General features: G+C 59.1%; 21 protein-coding genes and 1 tRNA gene. 14 read left to right on the top strand and 8 right to left on the bottom strand.

Going from position 1 to position 25,294, the window contains the following annotated elements; all coding sequences use genetic code 11:
* The first annotated feature begins 27 nt into the window (after positions 1-27).
* From HNQ72_RS06325 to HNQ72_RS06310, 4 genes are all read left to right on the top strand, one after another.
* Positions 28-999 (top strand): iron ABC transporter substrate-binding protein, encoded by a 972-nt coding sequence (locus HNQ72_RS06325; protein WP_244654353.1) that lies wholly within the window; start codon positions 28-30, stop codon positions 997-999.
* A 121-nt stretch (positions 1,000-1,120) separates the two neighbouring features.
* Complete coding sequence (locus HNQ72_RS06320; RefSeq protein WP_244654352.1) at positions 1,121-2,656, top strand: ABC transporter permease; 1,536 nt, start codon at positions 1,121-1,123, stop codon at positions 2,654-2,656.
* Positions 2,653-3,693, top strand: coding sequence for an ABC transporter ATP-binding protein (locus HNQ72_RS06315; RefSeq protein ID WP_183990566.1), 1,041 nt, complete (start codon positions 2,653-2,655; stop codon positions 3,691-3,693). The genes HNQ72_RS06320 and HNQ72_RS06315 overlap by 4 nt, the downstream gene beginning before the upstream one ends.
* Before the next feature lie 73 nt (positions 3,694-3,766).
* Complete coding sequence (locus HNQ72_RS06310) at positions 3,767-3,940, top strand: DUF1328 domain-containing protein (protein ID WP_112457707.1); 174 nt, start codon at positions 3,767-3,769, stop codon at positions 3,938-3,940.
* 74 nt (positions 3,941-4,014) lie between these two features.
* Here HNQ72_RS06310 and HNQ72_RS06305 read toward each other — a convergent pair whose 3' ends face one another.
* On the bottom strand, positions 4,015-4,251 hold the full coding sequence (locus tag HNQ72_RS06305) for a hypothetical protein (protein WP_183990563.1): 237 nt from the start codon (positions 4,249-4,251) through the stop codon (positions 4,015-4,017).
* A 384-nt stretch (positions 4,252-4,635) separates the two neighbouring features.
* On the opposite strand from HNQ72_RS06305, the gene HNQ72_RS06300 reads away from it, so the two are divergent.
* On the top strand, positions 4,636-4,836 hold the full coding sequence (locus HNQ72_RS06300; protein ID WP_183990561.1) for a hypothetical protein: 201 nt from the start codon (positions 4,636-4,638) through the stop codon (positions 4,834-4,836).
* A 128-nt stretch (positions 4,837-4,964) separates the two neighbouring features.
* Here HNQ72_RS06300 and HNQ72_RS06295 read toward each other — a convergent pair.
* Both HNQ72_RS06295 and cpdR1 read right to left on the bottom strand, forming a co-directional pair.
* A tRNA-Val gene (locus tag HNQ72_RS06295) sits at positions 4,965-5,039 on the bottom strand.
* 215 nt (positions 5,040-5,254) lie between these two features.
* Positions 5,255-5,620: a response regulator CpdR1 gene (cpdR1, locus tag HNQ72_RS06290; protein ID WP_112457710.1), complete on the bottom strand. Its 366-nt coding sequence runs from the start codon at positions 5,618-5,620 to the stop codon at positions 5,255-5,257.
* A gap of 180 nt (positions 5,621-5,800) precedes the next feature.
* Between cpdR1 and HNQ72_RS06285 the strand changes: the two genes are divergently transcribed.
* The gene (locus tag HNQ72_RS06285; RefSeq protein WP_183990559.1) at positions 5,801-6,688 is read left to right on the top strand and encodes an N-formylglutamate amidohydrolase; all 888 of its coding nucleotides are present in this window, start codon (positions 5,801-5,803) and stop codon (positions 6,686-6,688) included.
* A 339-nt stretch (positions 6,689-7,027) separates the two neighbouring features.
* The gene (gene hisN / locus HNQ72_RS06280; RefSeq protein ID WP_183990557.1) at positions 7,028-7,804 is read left to right on the top strand and encodes a histidinol-phosphatase; all 777 of its coding nucleotides are present in this window, start codon (positions 7,028-7,030) and stop codon (positions 7,802-7,804) included.
* A gap of 9 nt (positions 7,805-7,813) precedes the next feature.
* On the opposite strand, the gene HNQ72_RS06275 is transcribed toward hisN, so the two are convergent.
* A complete protein-coding gene (locus tag HNQ72_RS06275; RefSeq protein WP_183991372.1) occupies positions 7,814-8,785 on the bottom strand; it encodes an alpha/beta fold hydrolase in 972 nt (323 codons plus the stop codon).
* 152 nt (positions 8,786-8,937) lie between these two features.
* On the opposite strand from HNQ72_RS06275, the gene aztD reads away from it, so the two are divergent.
* Positions 8,938-10,173: a zinc metallochaperone AztD gene (aztD, locus tag HNQ72_RS06270; RefSeq protein ID WP_183990555.1), complete on the top strand. Its 1,236-nt coding sequence runs from the start codon at positions 8,938-8,940 to the stop codon at positions 10,171-10,173.
* A 398-nt stretch (positions 10,174-10,571) separates the two neighbouring features.
* A complete protein-coding gene (locus HNQ72_RS06265; RefSeq protein ID WP_183990553.1) occupies positions 10,572-11,054 on the top strand; it encodes an Hsp20 family protein in 483 nt (160 codons plus the stop codon).
* Between the two features lie 87 nt (positions 11,055-11,141).
* On the opposite strand, the gene HNQ72_RS06260 is transcribed toward HNQ72_RS06265, so the two are convergent.
* A complete protein-coding gene (locus tag HNQ72_RS06260) occupies positions 11,142-12,140 on the bottom strand; it encodes a bile acid:sodium symporter family protein (RefSeq protein WP_183990551.1) in 999 nt (332 codons plus the stop codon).
* A gap of 103 nt (positions 12,141-12,243) precedes the next feature.
* Between HNQ72_RS06260 and HNQ72_RS06255 the strand changes: the two genes are divergently transcribed.
* The gene (locus HNQ72_RS06255) at positions 12,244-13,098 is read left to right on the top strand and encodes a LysR family transcriptional regulator (RefSeq protein WP_183990549.1); all 855 of its coding nucleotides are present in this window, start codon (positions 12,244-12,246) and stop codon (positions 13,096-13,098) included.
* Between the two features lie 15 nt (positions 13,099-13,113).
* Here HNQ72_RS06255 and HNQ72_RS06250 read toward each other — a convergent pair whose 3' ends face one another.
* Positions 13,114-14,166 carry a threonine aldolase family protein gene (locus HNQ72_RS06250; RefSeq protein ID WP_183990547.1) on the bottom strand — a complete coding sequence of 351 codons (1,053 nt, stop codon included), beginning with the start codon at positions 14,164-14,166 and terminating at the stop codon, positions 13,114-13,116.
* 462 nt (positions 14,167-14,628) lie between these two features.
* Between HNQ72_RS06250 and gltB the strand changes: the two genes are divergently transcribed.
* The 4 genes from gltB to HNQ72_RS06230 all read left to right on the top strand — a co-directional run bounded on the left by gltB (position 14,629) and on the right by HNQ72_RS06230 (position 22,712).
* The gene (gene gltB / locus HNQ72_RS06245; RefSeq protein WP_479683725.1) at positions 14,629-19,359 is read left to right on the top strand and encodes a glutamate synthase large subunit; all 4,731 of its coding nucleotides are present in this window, start codon (positions 14,629-14,631) and stop codon (positions 19,357-19,359) included.
* Positions 19,360-19,364: 5 nt separating this feature from the next.
* Positions 19,365-19,523 (top strand): hypothetical protein, encoded by a 159-nt coding sequence (locus tag HNQ72_RS06240; protein ID WP_183990543.1) that lies wholly within the window; start codon positions 19,365-19,367, stop codon positions 19,521-19,523.
* A gap of 12 nt (positions 19,524-19,535) precedes the next feature.
* Entirely contained in the window at positions 19,536-20,990 is a 1,455-nt protein-coding gene (locus HNQ72_RS06235; RefSeq protein WP_183990541.1) for a glutamate synthase subunit beta, read from the top strand.
* 216 nt (positions 20,991-21,206) lie between these two features.
* Positions 21,207-22,712 carry a DASS family sodium-coupled anion symporter gene (locus HNQ72_RS06230; RefSeq protein WP_183990539.1) on the top strand — a complete coding sequence of 502 codons (1,506 nt, stop codon included), beginning with the start codon at positions 21,207-21,209 and terminating at the stop codon, positions 22,710-22,712.
* Positions 22,713-22,767: 55 nt separating this feature from the next.
* Here HNQ72_RS06230 and HNQ72_RS06225 read toward each other — a convergent pair whose 3' ends face one another.
* Both HNQ72_RS06225 and HNQ72_RS06220 read right to left on the bottom strand, forming a co-directional pair.
* Positions 22,768-23,964 carry an SGNH/GDSL hydrolase family protein gene (locus tag HNQ72_RS06225; RefSeq protein ID WP_183990524.1) on the bottom strand — a complete coding sequence of 399 codons (1,197 nt, stop codon included), beginning with the start codon at positions 23,962-23,964 and terminating at the stop codon, positions 22,768-22,770.
* A gap of 58 nt (positions 23,965-24,022) precedes the next feature.
* Positions 24,023-25,240: a lytic murein transglycosylase gene (locus HNQ72_RS06220; protein ID WP_183990522.1), complete on the bottom strand. Its 1,218-nt coding sequence runs from the start codon at positions 25,238-25,240 to the stop codon at positions 24,023-24,025.
* Positions 25,241-25,294: the final 54 nt, after the last annotated feature.

Below are 25,294 nucleotides of genomic sequence, written 5' to 3'. Positions count from 1 at the left end.
GTCGCGCCCGCTTTTTCCGTTTTTGCTATTTCCGTCCTGTCTTTTTCGTCGCCGGCCTCGGCCCAGGTGGCTGACAGCCTCACCATTTATAACGCCCAGCACGAAGGGCTGACCAAGGAGTGGGTGGACGCCTTTACCGAGGAGACCGGTATCGTCGTGACCGTGCGTAACGGTGGCGACATGGAATTCGCCAACCAGATCGTGCAGGAGGGGGCAAATTCCCCGGCAGACGTGTTCCTCACCGAGAACTCGCCGGCGATGGCACTGGTGGATGGCAAGGGCCTGTTCGAGCCGATCGACAAGGCCACGCTCGATCAGGTGCCGGAACAGTTCCGCCCGGCGAACGGCCATTGGACGGGCATTGCCGCTCGTTCCACTGTCTTTGCCTATGACAAGACGAAGCTGACGGAAGACAAGCTGCCGAAATCCCTGCTGGATCTGGCCAAGCCGGAATGGAAGGGTCGTTGGGCCGCATCGCCGTCAGGTGCCGATTTCCAGGCGATCGTCGGCGCCCTGCTGCAGTTAAAGGGCGAAGAAGCGACCGCGGCATGGCTGAAGGGTATGAAGGAAAACTTCACTGCGATCCGCGGCAACTCGACTGCGATGAAGGCAGTCAATGCCGGCCAGATCGATGGCGCGGTGATCTATCACTATTATTATTTCGGTGATCAGGCGAAGACCGGCGAAAACAGCAAGAACGTCTCGCTGCACTATTTCAAGAACCAGGATCCGGGCGCTTTCGTCTCGATTTCCGGTGGCGGTATTCTTGCCTCCTCCAAGCATAAGCAGCAGGCGCAGGCTTTCCTCAAGTGGGTTGCCGGAAAGGGCGGCCAGAAGATTCTGCGTGACGGCACCTCGTTTGAATATGCTGTCGGCAAGGACGAAGCCTCCAACAAGGCGCTGGTGCCGCTTGCAGACCTGCAGGCGCCGAAGGTCGAACCGACCGAGCTGAACAATGCCAAGGTCACCGACATGCTGACGGCCGCCGGTATTCTCTGAGAGCGGGTGCCTTTCCTGAGCATATAATTCCAGTTAAAGGGAGAGGTCGCAGATGCATCTGCGACCTCTCGTCATATTCAGGTAATCCATGACGTCTTTCGCTGACAGCAAGCCGCTTTCTATGCCGCTTCCCCATCCCCGGCCGGGAATGCGCGGGACGTTCGTTCTTGCCGTCATCATCGCGTTTCTGGCGCTTCTGCCGCTAGGCTTCGTTTTCTGGGCAACCGCCGTCACCGGCTGGGAAGCCGCGTCGCAGATGATCTTTCGACCGCGTGTCGGCGAGCTGATGACCAATACGCTGCTGCTGGTGCTGTTTACCGTGCCGCTTGCAACCCTGCTCGCCACTTCGCTTGCCTGGCTGACCGAGCGCAGCGACCTGCCTTTTGCGCGCACATGGTCGGCGCTCTGCGTCGCGCCGCTCGCCATTCCGGCCTTTGTGCATTCCTATGCCTGGATCGGCATGTGGCCGGGTTTCCATGGCTTGCCGGCCGGTATCGCGATTTCCGTCACGGCCTATTTTCCGTTTCTCTATCTGCCGATTTCGGCGGCGCTCAGGCTGCTCGATCCGGCGCTTGAAGACCAGGCCGCTTCGCTCGGCCTTTCCGATGCGGCCGTCTTCCGGCGTGTGGTGCTGCCGCAATTGAGGCTGTCCATTCTCGGCGGCGGATTGCTGGTCGGGCTGCATCTTCTTGCCGAATACGGCCTCTATGCGATGATCCGCTTCGACACGTTTACAACCGCGATCGTCGACCAGTTCCAGTCGACCTATAACGGCGTCGCGGCAAACATGTTGGCGCTGGTGCTGGTTTTGTGTTGCCTCGTCCTGCTCGGTTTCGATGCGGGCTTGAGAGGCCGTCGGCGTTATGCCCGCATCGGCTCCGGCGTGGCGAGGAAGGCGAGGAAAGTTGCTCTCGGCCGCTGGCGTTATGTCTGCGTGCTGTTGCCAATTGCAGCGGTCGCTTTTGCGCTGGGGATCCCGGCCGTTACCCTCTCGCATTGGCTGATCGCCGGCGGTGCGGAAATCTGGCGGATGAACGAAATCGGCCTGGCACTTGCCCAGACGCTCGTGATCTGCGTGGTCGGTGGGATTGCAACGACGCTTGCGGCCCTACCCGTCGCCTGGCTTTCCGTTCGCCGTCCAAGCCGTGGAAGCCGGATCATCGAGGGGTGCTATTATCTCGCCAGCTCGATGCCAGGCGTGGTCGTGGCGCTGGCGCTGGTGACGATCACGGTCAGGGTCGCCCTGCCACTCTATCAGACTGTTGCAACCATCGTGCTCGCCTATGTCATCATGTTCCTGCCGCGGGCGCTTGTCAGCCTTCGCGCCAGCATCGCACAGGTGCCGGCGGAGCTTGAACAGGCGGCTGCGAGCCTCGGGCGCTCGCCGGTCAACGCGCTCTGGTCGACCACCGTCAGGCTGGCGGCGCCGGGGGCAGCAGCAGCGGTGGCGCTCTCGTCACTCGGCATCATGAACGAATTGACTGCCACGCAGATGCTGGCGCCAAACGGTACGCGCACGCTTGCCATGGCCTTCTGGGCACTGACCAGCGAGATCGATTATGCCGGTGCCGCACCTTATGCGCTGCTGATGATCCTGTTCTCGCTGCCGATGACGGCACTTCTCCACCATCAATCGAAAAAGATCGCCGGCCGATGAGTTTTGTAGACATCCAGGGACTCCGCAAGAATTTCGGGCCAGTGGTGGCTCTCGACGGGATCGATCTTGCCGTCGAGCGCGGTAGCCGCACTGTCGTCGTCGGGCCTTCCGGTTGCGGCAAGACCACGCTGTTGCGCCTGATTGCCGGTTTCGAGGTGGCGGATGCAGGGCGTATCGTTATCGGTGGCGACACTCTGGCCGATGGTGCGAATGCAATGCCGGCGCATAAGCGCAATATCGGCATCGTCGCACAGGACGGATGCCTGTTTCCGCATCTGACCGTTGCCGGCAATATCGTGTTTGGCATGACGGAAGACCAGCCGGTGAAACAGCGAAGGGCCTCGGAACTTATGGAGATGGTCGGGCTTGAAAGCTCGATGCTTGCGCGCCGTCCGGACGAGCTTTCCGGCGGGCAGCAGCAGCGCGTGGCGCTGGCGCGCGCGCTTGCCCGCAAGCCGCGGCTGATGCTGCTAGATGAACCCTTTTCGGCGCTCGATACAGGCCTCAGAGCCGCGACGCGCAAGGCGATCGGCGACGTGCTGAAGGAGGAAGGGATCGCGACCCTGCTCGTTACCCACGATCAGGCCGAAGCGCTGACATTCGCCGATCAGCTGGCGGTGATGCGGGGAGGGCGCCTTGTGCAATCCGGCCGACCGCGTGACGTCTATTCGCGCCCCGCAGATCCGGCTACCGCTGCGTTTCTCGGTGAGGCGATCATCCTGCCGGCGGCATTGCATGACGGGCATGCCGAGTGCGTGCTGGGACGATTGCCGCTTTCTGCTTTCGGGACGTCCGCGTCGCGCGGGACGATCATGGTGCGGCCGGAGCAGATAATCGTCGCTGGACCGGACAGTGAAGAAGGAATTCGCGGGCGTGTGGTGGAAACCAGTTTCCGCGGTTCCACCTGCGACGTGCGCATCGTCCTGCATGATGACGAGACTGTCTTCCTCAATCTCGAGATCTCCAGTTCGACTGATGTGTTCGCCGGGCAGGAGGTCAATCTGAGCGTCTCCGGCATGGCACACGTATTCAGCTGATTTTGTTCCAAAGCCTGGAACCGGGAACATTGACCAAACGTTATCCGGCCATCGCAATCAAGGACACAAATCCATGCTGAAATGGGCTCTCATTTTCCTCGTCATTTCCCTGATTTCGGGTTTCCTCGGCTTCTCGGGAGTTTCCGCCGCGACGGCAGGCATCGCCAAGATCCTGTTCTTCCTGTTCCTGGTTATCTTCCTGATCTTCCTCGTGCTCGCGCTGATGGCGGGCAGTGCGATCATGTGATCGTTTTGATGTCTTAAAACGATGAAGCCGCCCTTATGGGCGGCTTTGACGTGTTATGGCGAAGCTAATGGACTTCATCGCCCCGGATGTTTCTGGGCGAAGACAAGTAACTGCCAGACGACCGGCCCCAGAAGCGAATGCTCGTGATGGCTTTTCGGGATTGCGGTCCCCTTGTCGACGACAATCTCATCACCACAGGCCCGACAGCGATAGATGCCGGCATTGGTGACGGGCTGTCCTGGCTTGTAGTCTTGGTCGAAGGCCCAAGAATTGGCCTGAACGAGGCGGTCAGAATATTTGTACTGTGCCATCCTGCTTCTCTCAGATCGATGCCTTTGGTCGGCGCAAGACTGCCCAAAACAAGTGACCAAACAGTAATTTAGGTCTGAGGCATTGCAGATTTTTTGCCTTTTGGCAGGTTTCGGCGAAGATTTCTTCGCCGAAAGATTGCATGAGCATTCGTCATTGTAATCCAGGGTGAATATGCGCGGCCTGATTTGGTATCGTTCAGCGGAATGGGCCGGGCATTCTGGCTCCGCCAGGGAGAACAGGGACAAGGCGCAGGTTATGACAACCCGATCCGTCCTGAAGCAACACGGTTGCGCTCTGCGCCGAGGCTCTCACCTGTCTGGACATGAAGAAGGCGGTTTGTCGACAGGCGTGGAACGTGTACTGACGTCTGCAGGAGATGATCGATGAACGTCAGTAATCCCGTCGAAAGCGATAAGCCGCCGCCGAAGCGAAAGCCGATATGGCCATGGCTGGTTATCCTGGTTCTCACGCTCGCGATAATTTACACCCATCATCGAATATCGTTGATCATCGATGACCTGGCGCAGATGGCGGGAGATTTTACCCAGTTGCTACGATGGATTCTGGCGAAGCTGGAGGGCTAGTCGGAGGGTAGGCAAAACTGGCTGGAGCCGACTTGCCACTTGGTTCAACTAAACCAAACGGCGCTATTTAACCGTCTTCCGGAAATGCAAAAGGCCTTGTCATTACAAGGCCTTGCTGAAGGTTCGGATGGTGGGCGTGACAGGGATTGAACCTGTGACCCCTACGATGTCAACGTAGTGCTCTCCCGCTGAGCTACACGCCCATCCGATGTCGGCGCATAGACCATACAGTGATCGGGGCGTCAACTGGCTTTTTGGAAGAAATGCGAAGTTTTTTTGACAGGCCCGGATTTCCGGGGTTTTTGTGCCTGTGGATGAGTGGAAGTGGGATCCGAGAGAGGTAATGTGCTGATCCTAAAACGCAAAAGGCGCCCGATCGGGCGCCTCGATTATTCGTCTGATTCCGAGAAAAAATCGTTCAGGCTGCGGCGAGCATCTTGTTCACTTCGTCGACGAGGTCGCGAAGGTGGAAGGGCTTCGACAGGACCTTTGCGTCCTTGGGGGCCTTCGAATCTGAATTCAGTGCGACGGCGGCAAAGCCGGTGATGAACATCACCTTGAGGTCTGGGTCGAGTTCGGTGGCGCGGCGGGCAAGCTCGATGCCGTCCATTTCCGGCATGACGATGTCGGTCAGGAGAAGCGAGAAGGGCTCTTCGCGAAGCCGGTCATAGGCGCTTGCGCCATTGTCGAAAGAGGCGACCTTATATCCCGCCTTTTCCAGTGCCTTCACCAGAAAACGGCGCATATCGTTGTCGTCTTCGGCGAGAAGGATTTTCTGTATCATCGTCGGGACCGTATCCGTGCATGCCTGAGGTTGTATGAGCCTTCCATAATGCCGGCATACGGTAAATTTCCGTTTAACCGACGCGGAGCGGCGTTTGGTGGGATATACATAGTATGGACTTGGCGTCGGGCAACTGGCAACATGCCACATCAGACTTGTTCGTGACATGGTAAAGGCAGGATGGATCAGTCGGCGGGAGATTTTCAGGAGTTCGAAGTCAGGGAGCCCGCGTCGCAGACCATTCCATTCGTCTTCAATTCACCGCATAGCGGCAACCATTTTCCTGTGGATTTCCTCGCGAGCAGTCATCTGGACTCGCTTTCGATCCGGCGTTCTGCCGATCATTACGTCGATGAGCTTTTTGCCGACGCCCCGGAACTGGGAGCTCCGCTTCTCGTGGCACACTTTCCGCGTGCATATCTCGATGTCAATCGCGAACCGTACGAATTGGACCCGCGGATGTTCGACGGGCCGCTGCCGCCCTATGTGAATATAGGGTCGATGAGGGTCGCCGGTGGTCTCGGGACGATCCCGCGGATCGTTGCGGAGAACATGGAAATCTACCGCAAGCGGCTTTCCGTCGATGAGGGATTGTCCCGTATCGAGACGATTTATAAACCTTACCACGCCTGCCTGCGAAAACTGATCGCGCGCACCCATGCGCGGTTCGGCATCGGCATCCTGATCGACTGCCATTCGATGCCGGGTAATGTCCGTCTCTCCGGTTCGGATGTGCGGCCGGATTTCATCATTGGTGATCGTTACGGAACGAGTGCGTCGGCTGAGCTTTCGCGCGCCGCGCTGCAGTTCTTCGATGACATGGGATTTTCCGCCGTGCGTAACAAACCCTACGCGGGCGGTTTCATTACCGAGCATTACGGTCGGCCGGTTCGCGGGCTGCACGCGCTGCAGATCGAGATCAATCGTGGCCTTTATGTCGATGAGGTGACGCTGGAGAAGAAGGCGGAATTCCCGCTCGTTGCTGCAGCGCTGTCTACCTTCATGCGGCAGATGGCAGGGCTGGTTGGTAGCTTTGCCGACGATGCAGGCGCGCTCGCGGCGGAATAGCCGCTTTTCCAGTAACTCCAGAGAACAATCCTGACATGGCGCGCTTGCGCTGGCTTTGGCTGTCATGTGGGCAAAAAAAACCGCGCTCATCGCGCGGCTAAGTCTAGGGAGGAAACACCCAAGGAGGGTATTTACAGTCAAAGACTGTGATTAGGAAAATACGGCCAGTTATGCACAATTGTCAAGCATATTCTTTTCGTGATTAAATTTGCGTCATTTTTGGGCTTTCTGATTAAGGTGGCGGCATTGAAAGCGGTTTTCTTTGGCAGCAAGAGGCCCTATGAAGAAAGCGTCCTGCCTCCGCAGCATGTTCTCACGTGATAATTCAAGGATCTGCCGATGTTGCCTGACCGCGTTTTTTTCGATGCGCTTGCCGATGCCGCAAAGGGTGAGACGCTGCCGCGGTTTCGCACCGGAATTTCCGTCGTCAACAAATTGGCCGGAGGTTTCGATCCGGTGACAGAAGGCGACCGCGCTGCGGAAACGGCTATCCGTGCGTTAATCGAGGAGCGCTTTCCCGAGCATGGCATACTTGGCGAGGAGCATGAGAGCATCGGGCTTGATCGAGAGCATGTCTGGGTGATCGATCCGATCGACGGAACGCGGGCGTTCATTTCCGGCCTGCCGGTCTGGGGCACGCTGATCGGCTTTCGTTCCAATGGACGTGCGACGATGGGGATGATGGACCAGCCTTTTACCGGCGAGCGCTATTTCGCCGATGGCAGCCAATCCTGGTATTCGGGCCCTGACGGCGAGCGGCAGATTTCGGTGCGCGATTGCGGATCGCTTTCCGATGCCATCCTGTTCACGACCTCGCCGCATATTTTTCAGGGTGAGGACCTTAAGCGCTATCGCTCCGTCGAGGAGAAGGTGCGGCTGTTCCGTTATGGCTGCGATTGTTATGCCTATGCGCTGCTTGCTGCGGGGCATGTCGATCTCGTCGTCGAAAACAGCCTGCAGCCCTATGATGTCGGGGCGCTGATCCCGATTATCGAGCAGGCCGGCGGTATCATCACGACCTGGGACGGCGGCCGACCTGAGAATGGCGGCAATATTATCGCGGCCGGTTCCAGAGCCGTTTACGAGCAGGCGATGGCGCTGCTCGCTGGGCGGTGATGAAAGGCGTCAGGCGGCGGTTTCTGCCATTTCCAGCCCGCCATCGAGGCCGGGCATGAAGGTCTCGATCGCATCCATAGCCTGGGCGCGATAGATATCCTTCTCCTGAAACAGTTCGTGCCGGCCGCCGGTGACGGGTATGAGTTGCCCGGCACGAAAATTCCGCGACAGGTTTTCCTGTAGGCGGTAGGGCACGACGCCGTCGAGCACGGGGGCGATGATCAATGTCGGGATGGTGATTTCCATCAGATGCGACTGCAGCGAAACGCGGGATGCTGCTTTCAGCGTCTCGTGCACCCAGCGCGCTGTGGGTGCACCGACCGTCAGGTCTTCGAAACTGCGATAAAGTTCGAGATTGCGTTCGAAACGCTTACGGTCCCCCGTCAGGCCATTGCCCTCGAACGGGATCAGTCGTCGGTCGCCGCCGAGCTGGACGCCGCCGAAACCGGTCCAGGACATCAGTCGCGCCACTGGGCGTGCGAATTTTTCCGATGCGGGCTGGCCATGGAAGCCGACATAGGGGGACGCGAGCGCCATCCTGCTGATGCGGTTCGACAGGCGCGGTGCGGCTGAAAGGGCAATCAGCGCGCCTGTGGAATGGGCGACAAGGAAGAAGGGCAGGCGGGCATCCGGCAGAACGACCTGTTCCAGAAAGATTTCGAGATCCTTCTCGTAATCGGAAAAGCGCCGGACATGTCCTTTCCTGGCGTCTTTCTTCAGCCGGTCGGATCCGCCTTGTCCGCGCAGGTCATAGGTCGCGACCCAGAGCCCCATCGCGTTCATTTGGCGGATGGTCTCGAAATATTTCTCGATGAACTCGTTGCGGCCCTGCAGCAGCACAATGGTGCCGCGCGCCGGCACGATATCCGAGCGGAACAGGCCGTAGCGGATTTTTACGCCGCGATGGCCGGTAAAATAGCCCGCGGAGTAATTGTTCGGCGCGGGGTTTTCCGGTGTGGGGCGAAGGATGTCTTGGCTGATCTGGTTCTCGCTCATGAATCCAGCGTTAGGCGAGTGCGGCTGCAGGTCAAGCAAAATCGCGTCTTCCACGATTATGCGTAGAGCGTGGGTGGACATGGATGATGTAACTGTATAACTCGTCATGTGTAATGTTATTACATATAGGAGAGGTTATGTCCCATTTGTTGCGTGTGGCCGGATTTACGGCAACCCTTCTCGCCTCGAGCGCGGTGTTTGGATCCGTTGCATTTGCAGAAGAAAAGGATGCGGAGACGTGGCGGTTGTTCGTTGCCGATCACACTCTGCCGGTGGTGCGCGCCATCGATCTTTCGACCGGCAAGGAGACAGGCAAGTTTGATCTTGAGGGGTATGCAGCGCTTTCGTTGAGCGACAGCGGGCGTACGGTTTTCGCCGTTCAGGGTGACGAGAATATCGTTCATGCCATCTCGACTGGAATTGTGCTGTCGGATCATGGCGAGCATCGCGATATCGAAATCAACGAACCGAAACTGATCTCGACGGTGATCAAGGGGCAGAAGCCCGGCCATGTCGTCAGCCATGGTGATCAGGTTGCCGTGTTCTACGATCGGGAAACCAGGTTCGATCTGGTCAGCGAGGAGGCGCTTGCAGAAGGAGATGCGGTGCTGAAGCCGTTTGACACTATCGCGGCCCACCACGGCGTCGCCGTTCCCGTCGGCAAGCATTTCCTCGTTTCGGTACCGAATACAGAGGTGGCCGTGAAAGAGGGCGATTTGCCACCACGTCTCGGCCTTCGTGTCGTGGATGCCGATGGTAAACAGGTGGGCGAGGTCGCGACCTGCACCGGTCTGCATGGCGAGGCAAGCTCTGCGCGGCTTGTTGCCTTCGGTTGCGAAGAGGGCGTTCTTGTTGCGCGTCCGGGCGGCATTGATGGACCGAAGCTTGAGATGCTCGCCTACGGCAAGGATTTGCCCAAGGGAAAAGTCTCGACTTTGCTTGGCGGGAAATCGATGCAGTTCTTCCTCGGCAATTACGGTGAGGACAGGATCGTGCTCGTTGATCCGGACAGTGCAGAGGAGGCCTATCGGCTGATCGAATTGCCGACGCGCCGCGTCGACTTCGCGCTCGACCCTGCCGATCCGCGTAGTGCCTATGTGTTGACCGAAGATGGCAAGCTGCATCTGGTCGATGTGGTGAAGGGAGAGATCGTCAAGAGCGAGACGGTAACCGAGCCTTACAGCAAGGATGGGCATTGGCGCGATCCGCGTCCGCGGCTGGCTGTTGCTGATGGTCAGATCGCCGTCACCGATCCGCGCAAAAGTCTCGTTCGCGTTGTCGATGGGGACAACCTGAAGGAGGTGCGGACCATCGCCGTGGAAGGTCAGCCCTTCGCCATCGTGGCGGCCGGCGGATCTGGCGCGGTGCACTGAGCCACGCCATTTTCAGTCGGGATGGGCGCCGGTCTGGCTGGCGCTCATCTGTCTATCATGTGTGAAAAGAAGGCCGGAACCGGCGACACGGGGATGACAGCGCGGTTCCGGCAAGGCTGACCGAAGCGAAGGGACGAATATGCTTCGGTCCAAGGAGGCATGCCGCCTTCCAGAACCTCACCTCTAGCAATATGGGGCTGAACCTCAGCAAAACCGGCTGTTCATGCGGGGTTCATTGGCAAAACAGCTGTGACGTATCAGGGTCTTGAAGGGCGTGCAGGCAATTCCCATCTTCACTCTGCAGGCGCCGAAAGGGTCTGCTCAACGGGGTCCTCATCGCCATTACGGGGTGTTGACGCCCAAGTGAAAACCGCAACGTCGCTTCAATGGAGGACATTATGCGTCACGTCGATTTCTCCCCGCTTTACCGTTCCACCGTCGGTTTCGACCGGCTTTTCAATCTTCTCGACAATCGCAACTTTGGCGATCAGGGGCAGAGCTATCCGCCCTATAATATCGAGCGGACCGGTGAAAATACCTATCGCATCACCATGGCTGTCGCCGGTTTCGACGAAAAGGAACTTTCGATCGAATTCCAGGCTCATGCGCTCACCGTGAAGGGCGAAAAGGCCGAGGAAGATGGTGCCGATCAGAACGAGTTTCTCTATCGCGGCATTGCCAAGCGCGCCTTCGAGCGACGCTTCCAGCTTGCCGATCACGTCGAAGTCGAGACCGCTTCGCTGAAGAACGGATTGCTTCATATCGATCTCGTCCGGAATATTCCGGAAGCGATGAAGCCCCGCCGTATCTCGATTGCAGCCGAAGCTGGCGACACGACCAAAACGATCGAAGCCCAGATCGCTCCGCAACAGGTGAACTAACGCTTAGTCTCTGATCCTCCCATCAAAGACCGCAAGCCGACGCCCCTTCCTTTCGCGAGGAGGGGGCGTTTTTGTATTCGGGCCCGGTTAAGCTGCTGCCGGTTCCGCCTTCAATTCCTTTGCTTTCAGGCGCTCGGCATATTTCTGCGCCAGCACCGCACAGGTCATCAGCTGGATCTGGTGGAAGAGCATGATCGGCAGAACGATCGCGCCGATTGATGCGGAATTGCCGGAAAAGATTGCATTTGCCATCGGCACGCCTGACGCCAGCGACTTCTTCGAGCCGCAGAAGGTGATGGTGATCTCGTCTTCCTTGCTGAAGCCGAGCAGCCTGCTGCCGAACATGGTGATGCAGAGCACGGCTGCAAGCAGGATAATGTCGAGGCCGATGACGACGGCGATGTCCGTGAGCGAGAAGGTTTTCCAGATGCCTTCCATGACGGCTGTCGAAAAGGCTAGATAGACCACCATCAGGATCGAGCCGCGATCAAACGGCATCAGCAGCTTCTTTTTCGAACGGATCCAGTTGCCGATCCAGGGCTGCAGCAGCTGGCCGAGAACGAAGGGGGCAAGCAGTTGCAGCGCGATCTTTTCCAGAGCATCAAGCGAAACGCCGCCACCGCCCGTTGTAGACAGAAGCAGTGCGATGAGGGCAGGGGTCAGGAACATGCCAAGGATATTGGAGCCGGAGGCGGCGACGATGGCGGCCGGCACATTACCGCCGGCCATCGAGGTGAAGGCGATCGATGACTGCACGGTCGATGGCAGGACGCAGAGGAACAACATGCCAAGATAAAGCGGGGCCGGCAGGATACTCTCGGGAATGAAGCCGAGAGCAAGACCCAGAAGCGGGAAGATGGCGAAGGTGGTGAGCACGATCGTCAGGTGCAGGCGCCAGTGCAGAACGCCGGCGACCACCGTGTCGCGCGCCAGACGTGCGCCATGGAGGAAGAAGAGCAAGCCGATGGCGATATCCGTCGCAATGGCGAACCAGTCTGCCCAACTGCCGTAAATGGGAAAGAAGGATGCGAGGATCACGGTTCCCAGCAGCATCATCGTATATTGATCGGGCAGAAAACGCTTCATCACATGCTCCGCGGGCATTGGCCTTCAAGGGTAGAAAGATTGCGGTTTCTATTATCGTAAAGTAGAATGCAAACACTAACAGTTATCATGAAGTGCGATAGCAATGCTGAACCTTCATCATCTCGATAGTTTCCTCATGCTGCAGCAGACGGGCAGCTTTACGGAGGCTGCGGCGAGGCTCGGTGTCGGGCAGTCGACGGTAACACAGCATATCCAGCGGCTGGAGAAATCGCTGGGACGCCAGTTGGTGTTTCGCGACACGCATCAGGTGAGGCTGACAGCCGATGGCGAGGCTCTTGTCGGTTATGCGCGCGGCATGCTGGATCTCAATGGTCAGGTCCTGTCGCTGTTCGGCGAAAGCCGGCTGCGCGGACGGCTCAGGCTCGGTGTGTCGGAAGATGTGGTCGCCAACCGGCTGACGGGGATATTGGAGGACTTCATTCGCCTCCATCCGCTGGTCGATCTCGAATTGACGGTGGCGCTGTCGGCCGTGCTCAACCAGATGCAGGATGCCGGCGATCTCGATCTCGTGCTTGCCAAGCGCCATGTGGGAGATACGCATGGCAAGCTTCTCTATCGCGAGCCGCTGGTCTGGCTTGCGCGTGACCCTCATTTCGCTCCGGCCAAAGATGCTGTGCTGCCGCTGATCGCATTTCCGCCGCCCTCAATCACCCGGCGCGTGGTGCAGGAAGCGCTGGACCGGGAAAAGCTCGCGTGGCGCGTCGTCTGTACCTGCGGCAGTCTGAGTGGGCTGACGGCTGCGGCGCGTGCGGGCATGGGGGTTATGGTGCAGCCGCGCAGCATGGTGCCGGAAGGCCTGCGGGAAATTGCCGGCGACCGCCTGCCTCGGTTGGAGGACGTCGAGTTCGTCCTGATCCCGCGGCGCGGCGCGGATGCGGTTATGGTCGAGGCTCTGTCGAGCCTGATTGCGGCACGGATCGTGCCGCAATCGATTTAGGCGTCGAGTGCGGTCTTACGCTGAGGCGCAGATCGACAGGAACTGGTCGACATCCTCTTCGGTCGTCGCGAAGGAGGTGACCATGCGGATGAGGGCTTCATCCTTGCCGACCTTTTCCGGCATGTCGCGTGGCTCCAGCCAGTCGTAGAATCTTGCGCCCTGTTCGGTCGCAGCCTTGGCTGAGGCTTTCGGCAGCACAGCGAAGACTTCGTTGGATTCGGTATCCCAGGCGAGGCGGGCGCTGTTGAGCGAGCCGAAGCCGACGCGCAGACGTTCCGCCATGGCATTGGCATGGCTGGCGAGACCGAGCCACAGGTCGTCCTTCAGATAGGCCTCGAACTGTGCGGCGATGAAGCGGGACTTGGAGAAAAGCTGGGCGGTGCGCTTGCGCAGGAAGGCGAAGTCCTTGGCCAGTTGCGGATCGAAGAAGACGATCGCTTCGGCGCACCAGCAGCCGTTTTTCGTGCCGCCGAAGGACAGGACGTCGACGCCGCGTTTCCATGTCATTTCCGCCGGCGTGCAGCCGAGCGAAACGAGGGCGTTGGCAAAGCGCGCGCCGTCCATGTGCAGGGGGAGGCCGTTGTCCTTGGCGATTTTCGAGATCGTGTCGATCTCGTCGAGCGTATATATGGTGCCGACTTCAGTTGCCTGGGTCATGGTGACGGCAGCGGCGCGGCCATGGTGGACGGCGTCCTGCGGGTAACGGGCAATACGTTCGAGAAGGTTTTCCGGCAGCATCTTGCCGGCCGGGCCTTCGACGCCAACCATGCGCATGCCGGAGAAGAAGTCCGGCGCGCCGCACTCGTCCTCTATCACATGCGCTTCCGTGTGGCAGAAAGTCAGGCCGCCGGGGCGGGCGATGCTGGCAAGCGAGAGCGAGTTGGCGGCGGTGCCGGTAGCGACAAAAAAGACCGCGACCTCTTTTTCAAAGATCTCGTTGAAGCGCTGCTCGATGGAGCGGTCGAGATCGCTTGTTCCATAGGCTGCGGCAAAACGAGTCGATTCCTTCGACAGACGTTCGTTGATGGCAGGATGGGCTCCTGCCCAATTGTCGGAGGCGAAGAACATGAAATGACACCTTGGGGTGGTTGGGAGGTGCCGGGAGATTAAGACTTTTTCGCATTCGTGCAACGATAAAGCCTGCTTCCGATGGGCGGACCTATTCGCATGGCAATGAAAGAGTTTATCGGATCGGCTTTGCGCAATTAAATTACTCAAACCTCTTCGTTTTGCGTAATGGACTGTCGTCTCGCTTGCAGATTTTTGCAGACACGCCCTTGTGAGAACGTTAAAATCATGCGATATCAGATTGAGAAATAGGTCAGCTTTTCTGTCCTAATTTATCTGGCGATCAGCTTCGAACTTGTGTCGAGCCGCCGAATTGGACGCCGATCTGGTTTGGGCTTGAGTCATTGTGGGCTCTCGGCCTGATGCTGGAGCGGCGCCGTTGTGTGACTGGTGATGCGCTGTCATCTCCAGGATTTGATGGGATGCCACCTTGCTCGCTGAAGATAGCGGCCAACAGGAGGAATGACGATGACGAAGAAGGTTCTCGATATGCACTGTCCCACCGACATTGCTGCGGCGAAAGCTGAGCAGCAGGCTGTGCCTTTCGTCGCGTCCGGCATTCCTGCGCGCCAGGGTCTTTATGATCCGCGCAACGAGCATGATGCCTGCGGCGTCGGCTTCATTGCCAATATGAAGGGCCAGAAGTCCCATCAGATCGTCAAGGACGGCCTGTTCATACTCGAAAACCTGACACATCGCGGTGCTGTCGGCGCCGACCCTCTTATGGGTGACGGTGCGGGCATTCTGGTGCAGATTCCTGACCGTTTCTTCCGTGAGGAAATGGCACGCCAAGGCGTGACACTTCCGAAGGCCGGCGAATATGCCGTCGGTCATTTCTTCCTGCCGCGCGATGCTGAGCAGATCGAGCATTTCAAGAAGGTCATCATCGACGTCATCGCCGAAGAGGGGCAGCAGTTCCTCGGCTTCCGCGATGTGCCGGTCGATAATTCGTCGCTTTCGAAGGCGCCGGATATCGCCGCCACCGAACCCTATCACCTGCAGGTCTTTATCGGTGCAGGGCGCGATGCCGCGACCAATGCCGAATTCGAGCGCCAGCTCTTCCTCGTCCGCAAGGTGATCTCCAACCGCATCTACGACCAGTTCGGCGGCCAGGAAACCGGCTTCTATCCGGTCTCGCTGTCGTCCTCGACGATCGTCTACAAGGGCATGTTCCTCGCTTATCAGGTCGGTGCCTATTACAAGGATCTCGCCGATCCTCGCTTCGAGACGGCGGTGGCACTCGTTCACCAGCGTTTCTCGACCAACACCTTCCCGTCCTGGAAGCTGGCGCATCCGTATCGCATGGTCGCCCATAACGGCGAAATCAACACGCTGCGCTCCAACGTCAACTGGATGGCGGCGCGTCAGGCTTCCGTGTCCTCGCCGCTTTTCGGCGACGACATCTCCAAGCTTTGGCCGATCTCCTATGAAGGTCAGTCGGATACGGCCTGTTTCGACAACGCGCTCGAATTCCTGCTTCGCGGCGGTTATTCGCTGGCGCATGCGATGATGATGCTGATCCCGGAAGCATGGGCCGGCAACCAGTCGATGTCGAAGGAGCGCAAGGCGTTCTACGAATATCACGCTGCCCTGATGGAGCCGTGGGATGGTCCGGCTGCCGTCTGCTTTACCGATGGCAAGCAGATCGGTGCGACGCTCGACCGTAACGGTCTGCGTCCGGCCCGTTATCTCGTCACCGATGACGATCGCGTCATTCTCGCATCCGAAGCCGGCACGCTGCCGGTGCCGGAAGAAAAGATCATCAAGAAGTGGCGCCTGCAGCCGGGCAAGATGCTTCTGATCGACATGGAGAAGGGCCAGATCATCTCCGACGAGGAGCTGAAGACGACGCTTGCCACCCGTCACCCTTACGAAAAGTGGCTGGACCGCACGCAGCTCATCCTCGAAGACCTGAAGCCGGTGGAGCCGCGTGCGCTGCGTCGCGACGTTTCCCTGCTCGATCGCCAGCAGGCCTTCGGTTACACGACCGAAGACACCAAGATCCTGATGTCGCCGATGGCGACGACCGGTCAGGAAGCGGTCGGTTCGATGGGTACCGATACGCCGATCTCTGCGATGTCGGACAAGTCGAAGCTGCTCTACACCTATTTCAAGCAGAATTTCGCGCAGGTGACGAACCCGCCGATCGATCCGATCCGCGAAGAGCTCGTCATGAGCCTTGTGTCGTTCATCGGTCCGCGTCCGAACATTCTCGACCATGAAGGCATGGCGAATGCCAAGCGTCTGGAAGTGCGCCAGCCGATCCTGACCAATGGCGATCTCGAAAAGATCCGCTCGATCGGCCACACGGAAGATCGTTTCGACACCAAGACGCTCGACTTCACGTATGACATCGAGCGCGGTGCCGAAGGCATGCCGGAAATGCTCGATCGTCTTTGCGAGCGTGCGGAAGCTGCGGTCAAGGGCGGCTACAATATCATCGTGTTGTCGGACCGTCAGATCGGCCCTGATCGTATCGCAATCCCCGCGCTTCTGGCGACGGCTGCCGTCCATCACCACCTGATCCGCAAGGGACTTCGCACCTCGGTCGGCCTCGTTGTAGAATCCGGCGAGCCGCGCGAGATCCATCACTTCTGTCTTCTGGCCGGTTACGGCGCGGAAGCGATCAACCCGTATCTCGCCTTTGATACGCTGACCGACATGCATATGCGCGGTGAATTCCCGAAGGAAGTCGATGCGGGCGAGATGGTCTATCGCTATATCAAGGCGGTCGGTAAGGGCATCCTCAAGGTCATGTCCAAGATGGGTATCTCGACCTACCAGTCCTATTGCGGCGGTCAGATTTTTGACGCCGTCGGCCTGAACTCGGAGCTGGTCGACAAGTATTTCTTCGGTACGGCGACCTCGATCGAAGGCATCGGCCTCACCGAAATCGCTGACGAAACCGTCAGCCGCCATGCCTCGGCCTTCGGCAAGGACCCGGTTCTCGCCTCGTCGCTCGATATCGGCGGCGAATATGCCTATCGCATGCGTGGCGAAAGCCATGCCTGGACGCCGGATGTGGTTGCGACCCTGCAGCACGCGGTTCGCGGCAACAGCCAGGATCGCTACCGCGAGTTCGCCCAGATGGTGAACGAGACCTCGGTTCGGATGAACACGATCCGCGGTCTGTTCAAGATCAAGTCGGCTGAAGCGCTCGGCCGCAAGCCGGTGTCGCTCGATGAGGTCGAGCCGGCTGTCGATATCGTCAAGCGTTTCTCGACCGGTGCGATGTCCTTCGGCTCGATTTCCCGCGAAGCGCATACGACGCTTGCGATCGCGATGAACAAGATCGGCGGCAAGTCGAATACCGGTGAAGGCGGCGAAGAGAGCGATCGTTACCTGCCGCTGCCGGATGGTTCGATGAACCCGGAGCGTTCGGCGATCAAGCAGATCGCGTCCGGCCGTTTCGGCGTCACGACCGAATATCTGGTCAATGCCGACATGCTGCAGATCAAGGTGGCGCAGGGTGCAAAGCCCGGCGAGGGCGGCCAGCTGCCCGGCCACAAGGTGGATGCGACGGTTGCCAAGACCCGTCACTCGACGCCGGGCGTCGGCCTCATCTCGCCGCCGCCGCATCATGACATCTATTCGATCGAAGATCTGGCGCAGCTGATCTACGACCTGAAGAACGTCAATCCGACCTCGGATATCTCGGTCAAGCTGGTGTCCGAAGTCGGCGTCGGCACGGTTGCCGCCGGTGTTGCCAAGGCGCGTGCGGACCATATCACGGTCGCCGGTTTCGACGGCGGCACGGGTGCGTCGCCGCTGACCTCGCTCAAGCATGCCGGTTCGCCCTGGGAAATCGGCCTTGCCGAAACCCAGCAGACGCTGGTGCTGAACGGTCTGCGTTCGCGCATCGCCCTGCAGGTCGACGGTGGCCTGAAGACCGGCCGTGACGTGATCATCGGCGCTCTGCTTGGTGCGGACGAATTCGGCTTCGCGACGGCTCCTGTCATCGCTGCCGGCTGCATCATGATGCGCAAGTGCCATCTCAATACCTGCCCGGTCGGCGTTGCGACGCAGGATCCGGTTCTGCGCAAGCGCTTCAAGGGCACGCCGGAACACGTCATCAACTACTTCTTCTTCGTTGCAGAAGAGGTCCGCGAAATCCTGGCGTCGCTCGGCTTCACCAAGTTCGACGAGATCATCGGCCTTTCTGACCTGCTCGAAAAGGACGACATGCTGGCGCACTGGAAGTCACAGGGCCTCGATTTCTCGAAGATCTTCCACAAGGTCGATGCTGCCAAGGAAGAGACCTACTGGACCACCCGCCAGAAGCACCCGATCGACGACATTCTCGACCGCAAGCTGCTCGAGAAGTCCGCTGCTGCACTTGAAAGCAAGGAGCCGGTCGTCTTCGAAGTGCCGATCAAGAATGTCGACCGTTCCGTCGGTGCGATGCTTTCCGGTGCGCTTGCCAAGCGCTGGGGCCAGAAGGGTCTCAAGGACGACACGATCCATGTGACGCTGACGGGCACTGCCGGTCAGTCCTTCGGCGCCTTCCTTGCCCGCGGCATCACGTTTGATCTCGTCGGCGACGGCAATGACTATGTCGGCAAGGGCTTGTCCGGTGGCCGCATCATCGTGCGCCCGCCAGAGAACTCGAAGATTGTCGCTGAAAACTCGATCATCGTCGGCAATACCGTGCTTTACGGTGCAACGACGGGTGAGTGCTATTTCCGCGGCGTCGCCGGCGAGCGTTTCTCGGTGCGCAACTCGGGTGCGATCGCGGTTGTCGAAGGCGTGGGTGACCACGGCTGCGAATACATGACCGGTGGTATCGTCGTCGTTCTCGGTGAAACGGGCCGTAACTTCGCGGCCGGCATGTCCGGCGGTGTCGCTTACGTGCTGGACGAGAAGGGCGATTTCGCCAAGCGCTGCAATATGGCGATGGTCGAACTCGAGCCGGTTCCGGAAGAAGACGACATGCTGGAAAAGCTGCACCATCACGGCGGTGACATCATGCACAAGGGACGTGTCGACGTTTCCGAGGACATGACGCGCCACGATGAGGAGCGTCTTTACCAGCTGATTTCCAACCACATGCATTACACCGGTTCGACCCGCGCCAAGGATATCCTTGATCGCTGGAGCGAGTTCCGGCCGAAGTTCCGCAAGGTCATGCCGGTCGAATATCGCCGCGCACTGGTCGAGATGGAACGCATGCGGATGGGCGTCGCAGCGGAGTAAGCCACATGGCTCTCGTTCATCGATTGATTTCGGTGGGCATCGCGGTCGCCGCGCCGGCGGCCGTATTCTTCGCAAGCGGCAATGTCGCAATAGAATTCATCGTGCCGGGGGCGGTTACAGGTTTCGCCTACTGGTACTGGGGTCCTGCGGGTACCCTGCTTTGAAGAGGGAATGACATGGGCAAGGTTACGGGTTTCATGGAAATCGACCGGCAGGTTGGCAAGTACCAGCCTGCTTCGGATCGTATCCGCCATTTCCGCGAATTCACCATTCCGATGTCGGATGCGGAAGTGACCAAACAGGCCGCCCGCTGCATGGACTGTGGCATTCCCTATTGCCATGGCCCGACCGGCTGTCCCGTGCACAACCAGATTCCCGACTGGAACGATCTGGTCTATAACAACAAGTGGGAAGAGGCGATCCGCAACCTCCATTCCACCAACAACTTCCCGGAATTCACCGGTCGCGTCTGTCCCGCGCCGTGCGAGGAAGCTTGCACGCTGAACCTCGAGGATGCGCCGGTCGCGATCAAGACGGTCGAACAGGCGATCGCTGACAAGGCTTACGAGCTTGGTTATATCGTGCCGCATCCGGCAACGGTGAAGACCGGCAAGAAGGTCGCAGTTATCGGTTCCGGTCCCGCCGGCATGGCGGCAGCCCAGCAGCTTGCCCGCGCGGGTCATGAAGTTCATGTCTATGAGCGCGAAAGCAAGGCCGGTGGCCTGCTGCGCTACGGCATTCCGGACTTCAAGATGGAGAAGAACTTCATCGACCGCCGCGTCGAGCAGATGACCGGCGAAGGCGTGACCTTCCATTACGGTGTCAATATCGGCGTCGACAAGAAGGTTGAGGAACTGACTGCGGAACACGATGCCGTCGTTTATTGCGGTGGTTCGGAAACCCCGCGTCCGGCCGGCATTCCCGGCACCGACCTGCATGGCGTCTATGACGCGATGCCTTATCTTGTGCAGCAGAACCGCCGCATCGGCCGCGAAAACATCGACAGCGTCGCCTGGGCGGCAGAACCGATCCTTGCCGGCGCCAAGCATGTCGTGGTCGTCGGTGGCGGCGATACGGCGTCCGACTGCGTCGGCACGGCTTTCCGTCAGGGTGCCGTCAAGGTGACCCAGCTCGACATCCGTCCGCAGCCGCCGGAAAAGGAAGACAAGCTTGCCGTATGGCCTTTCTGGGCGACCAAGATGCGTACCTCGTCCAGCCAAGCTGAAGGTGCTATCCGTGAGTTCCAGGTGGCTACGCTTGAATTCATCGGCGAAGACGGTCAGTTGACCGGTGTTCGTTGCTGTGAGGTGGATGAACGCCGCAAGCCGATCGCCGGAACCGACTTCATTATCAAGGCCGATCTCGCCTTCATCGCCATCGGCTTCTCCGGTCCGATGAAGACTGGTGTTTTGACTGAACTCGAAGGTAAGCTCGACATCAATGTCGACCGCCGCGGTTCGACCAATGTCGTCGCCAATGAGCGCGACTACAAGACCTCGGTCGACAAGCTGTGGACGGCAGGCGACGTGCGCCGTGGCCAGTCGCTGGTTGTGTGGGCGATCCGCGAAGGACGCCAGGCGGCCCGCGCCATTGATGAAGCTCTGATGGGAAGCTCTCTTCTGCCGCGTTGAGATCGGCCTCCGAGCGTCTTCAAATCATCAGGATAGAACCAGAGCCGCCACTCCCCGAAAACCCGGGGGTGGCGGTTTTGTTTTGTCGCAAGTTCACGGGCCGTCACAATTTTATAAGTTTGACCAACGTCAAGGGGATGTCGGTGGGATCATGTAACGCGTTGCTTGAAAGGCCTTGATAATCATCAAGGATCTGGACACCCAAAGGACAAGGTAATGCGCTTCAGTATTCCGGCTATTCTAAGTTATTTCAGAGACATGGTTCCATTCCGGATCGTTCCGGCAATCATCACGACGATCTTTCTGTTCACTCTCTTGGCAATTCCTGCCCCCACCGGACTGGATGAAAACGGCTGGAAGATGCTGGCCATCTTCCTGACCACGATCCTGGCGATCATTCTCAAGGTCATGCCGATCGGCGTGATGGCGCTGATGGCGATCGTCATCGTCTCGCTGATGCAGGTGACATCGCCGAATTCGAAGGGCGCCGTTGCCGATGCGCTCAGCAGTTTCGCCAACCCGTTGATCTGGCTGATCGTCATTGCCGTGCTGATTTCGCTCGGCCTGCGCAAGACCGGTTTGGGTCGCCGTCTTGGCCTCGGCTTCATCGCGCTTCTCGGCAAGCGGACGATCGGAATCGGTTACGGTCTGGTCTTTTGCGAGTTGATCCTGGCACCGTTTACGCCGAGCAATACCGCACGCGGCGGCGGCATCATTCACCCGATCATGAAGTCGATCGCCAATGCCTTCGATTCGGATCCGGCAAAAGGGACGCAAGGCAAAGTCGGTACCTATCTGGCGCTGGTGAACTATCATGCCAACCCGATTTCGTCGGCGATGTTCGTCACCGCGACCGCGCCCAACCCGCTGGTACTCGAATATATCTCGAAATCGACCGGTGGTGCGATGCAACTGACCTGGGTTACCTGGGCGCTGGCCATGTTCGTGCCGGGTCTGGTCGCGCTGGTGGTCATGCCGCTCGTACTCTACATGATCTCGCCGCCCGAATTGAAGCGGACACCGGATGCCGTTTCGTATGCCAGGAAGGAACTGGCTGCGATGGGGCCGCTGTCGGGCAAGGAAATGGTGATGATCGGCACCTTCGTCATGTTGCTGATCCTTTGGGCCAACGTTCCGGCGATGATCTTCGGACCTGCCTTCACGCTTGACCCGACCGTGGTCGCAGTGCTCGGTCTCTTCGCTCTTTTGATCACCGGCACTATCAACTGGGATGACGTCCTGTCGGAAAAGAGCGCCTGGGATACGCTGATCTGGTTCGGCGCGCTCGTCATGATGGCCGACCAGTTGAACAAGCTCGGCGTGATCGGCTGGTTCTCGAACGGCATGAAGGACATGATCTCGCATGCGGAACTGAGCTGGCAGATGACGGCTGCGATCCTGGTGCTGATCTTCACCTTCGCGCATTACATGTTTGCCAGCACCACCGCGCATGTCAGCGCCATGATGCTCGCCTTCCTTACCGTCGGCGTGATGCTGATCCCGGCAGAATACCATGCCGTCTTCCTGCTGATGATGGCAGCTTCGTCGTCGATCATGATGACGCTGACCCACTACGCGACCGGCACATCGCCGATCATCTTCGGCAGCGGTTACATCACCATGGGCAGGTGGTGGGGCGTTGGCTTCATCATGTGCCTGGTCAATCTCGTCATCTTCGCGGTTGTCGGCGCGGTATGGTGGAGAGCGCTGGGCTACTGGTGATCCGTCAGGGCCACGGAAGACTGAAGATTACAGGCGCCGCAAATGGCGCCTGTTCCTATTGTGTCTTCGAGATCTTGTAGTTGTCGATCCGCCCTGCGGGAGCCGGGTCCATTTCGCCGCGCTTGACCAGTCGCTCGCGCGGGGACTGCGCCAGGCTGTTTGTCTTCGGAACCGCTCCCAACAGTTCCTTGCCGCCGTCGAGGTCCGGGTCGGAGAGGCTGATCGGCAGCGCGGGGAGCGTCTTGTTGGGATCAACCGGCAGATTGAGGTCGGGCAGGGTGCCTGAGCCCAGGTTCACCAGTTCCGGGCTTGCCATGTCGCCCAGGTGGCGGCGGGCGAGCTTCTCGACATAGAAGGCCAGCTTCTGCTTGCCGGCCTCGGTAAAGGTAATGCCGTCTGCTCCACGCAGGCGGACCTGCTGGCCGCTCACGTCGGAGCCGGTCAGGATGAACTTGCCGTCCTCATCAACGAAGCCATCCCAGATATCGACGAATTCGCCGCCCACCTCTTCCGTGCGTGCACGGTAGATGGCGTTGAGCTTGACGGCATCCGCCATCATCGACGGCGACTGGAAAGAGGGCAGACCGACCCAGAGCAGCGGCAGCCGGCGGCTGGTCACGATGCGGGCGACCTCAGATACGCGTCGCCGGTATTCGGCAAACCATGCGTCTGTCGGGAATCTTTCCTTTGCCCCCGAGGTCATCTGCTGGCGATCGTTGGCGCCGATCATGACGACGACCATGGCTGGCTTGGCCTCGGTGATGATGCCCGGAAGCTCCTTCAGCCAATCGTAATGATCGTCTCGAACGAGGCCCGAAGAGCCGTCGCTGCGGGTGAATACGGCGACGCCGGGAGATGCTTCGAATGTGGTCTCAAGCTGACCGCCGATATTGCCGGCGAAGAAATCACCGACAACGAGGATCTTGCGGGCATTTTCCAGTTTTGCGACCGGATCGGGTTTAGGCGGTGCAAGTGGAATCGGAGGACGTGGAGCGGGCGGCCTTGCAGCGCTTCGGTTGCGCTCCCGTCGCGGAGCCGTCTCGATGATCGAGCCGTCACGGCGATTATAGCGGACCGGTGGCTCTTCCCGTTCGTAACGGGGGCCGCCGAAAAGCAGATCAAACAGGTTCCGGCGTCTTACCGGTTCCTGCGCTTCGGCCGAAACGGGAAAGCTGCCCGCCAAGAGAACAACCGTCAGAACGCCGCAACCAACGCGCCGAAAAAGGCTTTTCTTCATGGGGTCAACAAACATCGTTACGAATCCCGACGGGCTATCATGATCACAAATCTTGCGCCCGCCGGATCACATGTCAACGCAGGGCGCGTAGCAACGATTGCGATGGCTCGCCGTCTTGGTTCATGCCCAGTCTCTTCTGAATGGCAGAAATCGCAGCCTTGGAGCCGGAGCCGAAATTGCCATCGACTTCGCCATCATAATAGCCAAGTTCCTTCATGCGGCTCTGCAGTTCAAATTTTTCCCTGATATCGAGCGTGCCCTGTGGGCGCGGCCATGACTGCTGCATGCCGCCATAACCCGCGATCTCGTCGGCAAGAAGCCCGACGGCCAGAGCGTAGCTGTCTGCCGCGTTGTATTTCTTGATGGTGTAGAAGTTTTTCATCATCAGGAAGGCCGGTCCGTTGGAGCCGCCCATCAGCTTGAGGCTTGCCCGGTCGGTTCCGCGCGGAAAGCCTTTGCCGTTCGGACGAACGAAGCCGAGCGCCGCCCATTGGGCAAGCGTCTTGGTCTGGCCGTCGTATTTGGCAGCGCCTGCTGGGAGGACCGCCTCGTAACCCCATGTCTTGCCGGTGGTCCAGCCGTTCTGGGCGAGAAGGTTGGCAGAGGTTGCCAACGCATCGGGGATAGAGTGCCAGATATCGCGCTTGCCGTTGCCATCAGCATCGATGGCGTAAAGCAGGTAGCTCGTAGGAATGAACTGCGTGTGGCCCATGGCGCCGGCCCAGGAGCCGGTCAGCTGCTTTGGCGTCACGTCACCTGCCTGCAGGATCTTCAAAGCGGCGATCAGCTGGGTACGGGCGAATTTTGCTCGCTTGGGATCCGCCCACGCGAGTGTGGCCAGTGCCTGCGGTACGTGATGCAGCCGCTCAGGCTTTTCCAGCACTGCGCCATAATTGGATTCCATCGACCAGATGGCGAGGAGGATGTTCTTGTCGACGCCGAAATGGCGCTCGATGGCGTTCAGCGTGCTGCCATGACGGGCGGCCATCTGGCGGCCGATCTGGACGGTGTAGGGATTGACGCGGCTATCCAGATATTCCCAGATCTGCGATTTGAATTCGGGCTGGTACTGCGCCTTCTGCAAAGCCTCGGGGTCCGGTTCATTGATGCCGGCAAAAGCCTTCTGGTATGTCGAACGCGTAATGCCACTTTTGGCTGCGGTCTCGTAGAAATCTGCAACCCATCTCTTGAAGCCTGCATCGGCCTGAGCATTTAATGGCATCATGGCCGTCGCGAGACCGGCTGCAAGCAGGAGGGCCAAGCTACGTGAGCGGGTGCGGAATCTGGTCATCGGCAGTCGTATCCATTCCTTCATGCGCCGTTCATGGCGTGTCTGGTATGCGGC

The organism is Aliirhizobium wenxiniae (assembly GCF_014201355.1).
In the GTDB taxonomy this organism is placed as follows: Bacteria; Pseudomonadota; Alphaproteobacteria; order Rhizobiales; family Rhizobiaceae; genus Neorhizobium; species Neorhizobium wenxiniae.
The sequence above is the reverse complement of the archived record's forward strand: the minus strand, read 5'-3'. Positions and strand labels throughout refer to the sequence as shown.

Bases quoted from the DNA above. Each gene is read 5' to 3' on its own strand.
- gltB (WP_479683725.1), top strand. From the start codon at position 14,629: ATGACGATGACGAAGAAGGTTCTCGATATGCACTGTCCCACCGACATT.
- HNQ72_RS06260 (WP_183990551.1), bottom strand. From the start codon at position 12,140: ATGAAGCGTTTTCTGCCCGATCAATATACGATGATGCTGCTGGGAACC.
- HNQ72_RS06285 (WP_183990559.1), top strand. From the start codon at position 5,801: ATGGATCAGTCGGCGGGAGATTTTCAGGAGTTCGAAGTCAGGGAGCCC.
- HNQ72_RS06310 (WP_112457707.1), top strand. From the start codon at position 3,767: ATGCTGAAATGGGCTCTCATTTTCCTCGTCATTTCCCTGATTTCGGGT.
- HNQ72_RS06225 (WP_183990524.1), bottom strand. From the start codon at position 23,964: ATGTTTGTTGACCCCATGAAGAAAAGCCTTTTTCGGCGCGTTGGTTGC.
- HNQ72_RS06255 (WP_183990549.1), top strand. From the start codon at position 12,244: ATGCTGAACCTTCATCATCTCGATAGTTTCCTCATGCTGCAGCAGACG.
- hisN (WP_183990557.1), top strand. From the start codon at position 7,028: ATGTTGCCTGACCGCGTTTTTTTCGATGCGCTTGCCGATGCCGCAAAG.
- HNQ72_RS06220 (WP_183990522.1), bottom strand. From the start codon at position 25,240: ATGACCAGATTCCGCACCCGCTCACGTAGCTTGGCCCTCCTGCTTGCA.
- HNQ72_RS06320 (WP_244654352.1), top strand. From the start codon at position 1,121: ATGCCGCTTCCCCATCCCCGGCCGGGAATGCGCGGGACGTTCGTTCTT.
- HNQ72_RS06300 (WP_183990561.1), top strand. From the start codon at position 4,636: ATGAACGTCAGTAATCCCGTCGAAAGCGATAAGCCGCCGCCGAAGCGA.
- aztD (WP_183990555.1), top strand. From the start codon at position 8,938: ATGTCCCATTTGTTGCGTGTGGCCGGATTTACGGCAACCCTTCTCGCC.
- HNQ72_RS06240 (WP_183990543.1), top strand. From the start codon at position 19,365: ATGGCTCTCGTTCATCGATTGATTTCGGTGGGCATCGCGGTCGCCGCG.
- HNQ72_RS06235 (WP_183990541.1), top strand. From the start codon at position 19,536: ATGGGCAAGGTTACGGGTTTCATGGAAATCGACCGGCAGGTTGGCAAG.
- HNQ72_RS06265 (WP_183990553.1), top strand. From the start codon at position 10,572: ATGCGTCACGTCGATTTCTCCCCGCTTTACCGTTCCACCGTCGGTTTC.
- HNQ72_RS06305 (WP_183990563.1), bottom strand. From the start codon at position 4,251: ATGGCACAGTACAAATATTCTGACCGCCTCGTTCAGGCCAATTCTTGG.
- HNQ72_RS06315 (WP_183990566.1), top strand. From the start codon at position 2,653: ATGAGTTTTGTAGACATCCAGGGACTCCGCAAGAATTTCGGGCCAGTG.
- HNQ72_RS06250 (WP_183990547.1), bottom strand. From the start codon at position 14,166: ATGTTCTTCGCCTCCGACAATTGGGCAGGAGCCCATCCTGCCATCAAC.
- HNQ72_RS06230 (WP_183990539.1), top strand. From the start codon at position 21,207: ATGCGCTTCAGTATTCCGGCTATTCTAAGTTATTTCAGAGACATGGTT.
- cpdR1 (WP_112457710.1), bottom strand. From the start codon at position 5,620: ATGATACAGAAAATCCTTCTCGCCGAAGACGACAACGATATGCGCCGT.